The sequence below is a fragment of the Desulfonatronospira sp. MSAO_Bac3 genome (assembly GCF_003838035.1).
Taxonomy (GTDB): Bacteria; Desulfobacterota; Desulfovibrionia; order Desulfovibrionales; family Desulfonatronovibrionaceae; genus Desulfonatronospira; species Desulfonatronospira thiodismutans.
Genome location: NZ_QYZY01000044.1, coordinates 1 through 2,429 on the forward strand (window position 1 = coordinate 1; position 2,429 = coordinate 2,429).

At 57.1% G+C, this 2,429-nt stretch carries 2 protein-coding genes; both read left to right on the plus strand.

Annotation, left to right across the window (positions count from 1 at the left end):
* The first annotated feature begins 115 nt into the window (after positions 1-115).
* Positions 116-2,194 carry a M1 family metallopeptidase gene (locus D5S03_RS01375; protein WP_287042455.1) on the plus strand — a complete coding sequence of 693 codons (2,079 nt, stop codon included), beginning with the start codon at positions 116-118 and terminating at the stop codon, positions 2,192-2,194.
* Between the two features lie 21 nt (positions 2,195-2,215).
* On the plus strand, positions 2,216-2,429 hold a 214-nt coding region (locus D5S03_RS01380; RefSeq protein WP_287042456.1), incomplete at its 3' end, for a formylmethanofuran dehydrogenase subunit E family protein.

A 2,429-nucleotide genomic window follows, 5' to 3' on the forward strand; every position in this document is an offset into this window, starting at 1 on the left:
GGATTAAAACCATCTGGCTGCAAAGTAAGTGAAAAAAATATGCCAGTCAACTGCGCCTTGGGCCAGGAAGCTTCCTGCCTTGCAATCCCGGCCATTTGAACTTAAAAAGACCTTTATGCAAAAAATAATATTAACCACCACTGCCGTCCTTCTGGGCTTCGTAATGATTCTAGCCGGCTCGCCTGCCATGGGTGCAGACAGGCATGTGCACCATGAGCTGGAGATAACTCTTGTGCCGCAGGAGCAAAAACTCGAAGGCAGGGCCCGGGTGAGTCTGCCTGAAGCTGAAAGAAAGCAGCGGCTGCACCTGAGTCCTCAGGCCCGGGTGGCAAGTGTGCGCCTCAACGGACAAAAGCTGGAGCACAGTTTCAGCCGGAGTGTACTTGAAGTTGAGCTTCCCCGGGAGGCTGCAGGTTCCAGGGCGACCCTGCAGATCGACTACGAAGCCGAGTTTGATGATGAGACGCCCGGCCCTGCCATGCATACCGAGGACCCAACTTACGGGGTAGCAGGAGCAATTACTAAGGAGGGAACCTTTCTGTCCGGGGGAAGCGGCTGGTATCCCGATCCCCGGCAGGGACCGGCCACCTGGGATTTGCAGGTCCAGGCCTCTGCTGGATACCTGGCCGTAACCGCCGGCAGGCTCAAGGAACATACCACAGGGGAGGATTACAGCCTGTCAAAATGGCAGGTGGACGTGCCCCTGCCCAGCCTGACAGTATCCGCCGGGCCTTATGAAGTAAAAACAGACGACTCCGGTGATGTCCCGGTGAGTACCTATTTTTACCCTGAAAGCCAGGATCTGGCTCGCGACTATCTACAGGCGGCCCGCAGTCATCTGGATTTTTTTCAGGCCATTCTGGGACCATACCCCTTTGAAAAGTTTGCAGTGGTGGAAAATTTCTTTCCCACCGGATACGGCCTGCCCTCATGGACACTGCTGGGCAGCCGGGTGATCCGCCTGCCATTTATCCTGGAAACCAGCCTGCCCCACGAGATCGCCCATTCCTGGTGGGGCAACGGAGTCCGGGTGGATTACAGCCAGGGCAACTGGTCCGAGGCCGTGACTACATATGTGGCCGACTACCTGCTTCTGGAGCGCGAATCCGAAGAAGAGGCCCAGCAGTACCGCGAAAGGCTCGTGCGTGGCTTTTCTTCCCTGGTCAGCCAGGACAACGACTTTCCCCTGGAAGAGTTCACGCGCCGCGACAGCCGCGAAAGCCAGGCCATAGGCTACGGCAAGGGGGCCATGGTCTTTCACATGCTGCGCTCAGAGGTGGGGGAACAGGAGTTCTGGGAGGGACTAAGGCGCATGGTCCGGGAATACATGTTTGAATCCGCCGGGTGGAGTGATTTTGCAAGGGTTTTCTCTGAGGTGGCAGACAAGGACTTAAAGCCTTTTTTTGAGCAGTGGGTGCAAAGATCCGGTGCCCCTTTTATTTCCCTGGACGACGTGGATGTCTCCGGGTTGCCCGGCAGGTGGACCATCAGCGGGACCATCAGGCAGGAAGAGCCGGTTTTTGACCTGCGTTTGCCCGTGCATATCGAGACCCCCACGCGCCGGCTCGTGCATAAGCTGCACCTGGACGGCAGGGAAACTACCTTTGAGTTCCAGGCCCGGTCCAGGCCTTCAAAGTTCATGGTTGACCCTTACTCCGACGTGTTTCGCCGCCTGCACCCGGAAGAAATGCCCGCCACCGTGGAAAGGATACGTGGCTCCAGAGATCTGAAGGCCGTAGCCGCACAAGGTATGTCTGAACAGGAGCTGGAAGCGGCCCGGATGCTTTTGCAGACTCTGAACCGCCAGGACGTATCCGTCATTAGTGAAGACGAGGCAGGGGATAAGGACCTGCTGGGCAGGGATGTACTTTTTCTGGGCATGCCTGAAAAAGAATTGGCCCGGGAGAATTTTGAGCAGGCAGGCAAGGCCTCCATGCAGCAGGGCAGGTCCTTTTTTGAGCAGAAGTCCCTGGACGACCCGGAAAACGCCCTGTTCATGGCTGTGAACCCAGGCCAAGACCCGGAAACAGTCTGGGCGTATTTTATGTTTGGTTCAGAAGAAGCAGCCCGGGATGCTGTCCGCAGGATCGGGCATTACGGCTCTGATAGTTATCTTCTTTTCCGGGATGGTGAAAACCGGGCCAGGGGCACCTGGGAGAAGATGGATCTGCCCCTGCAGTATGATTTTGAATAAAACACAACACAGGAGTCCAGTATGAGCTGCAGCTTATCCAGTCAGCAGATTGAAGGCGTGACAGCCTTTCACGGCCACTGGTGCCCGGGACTGGCCATAGGCATCCGGGCCGGAGAGTGGGCCTTGCAGGAGATGGGCAGGTCCGGGGACGAGGAGATAGTGGCCGTGGTGGAGACGGATATGTGCGGGGTGGATGCCATCCAGTACCTGACCGGATGCACCTTCGGCAAAGGCA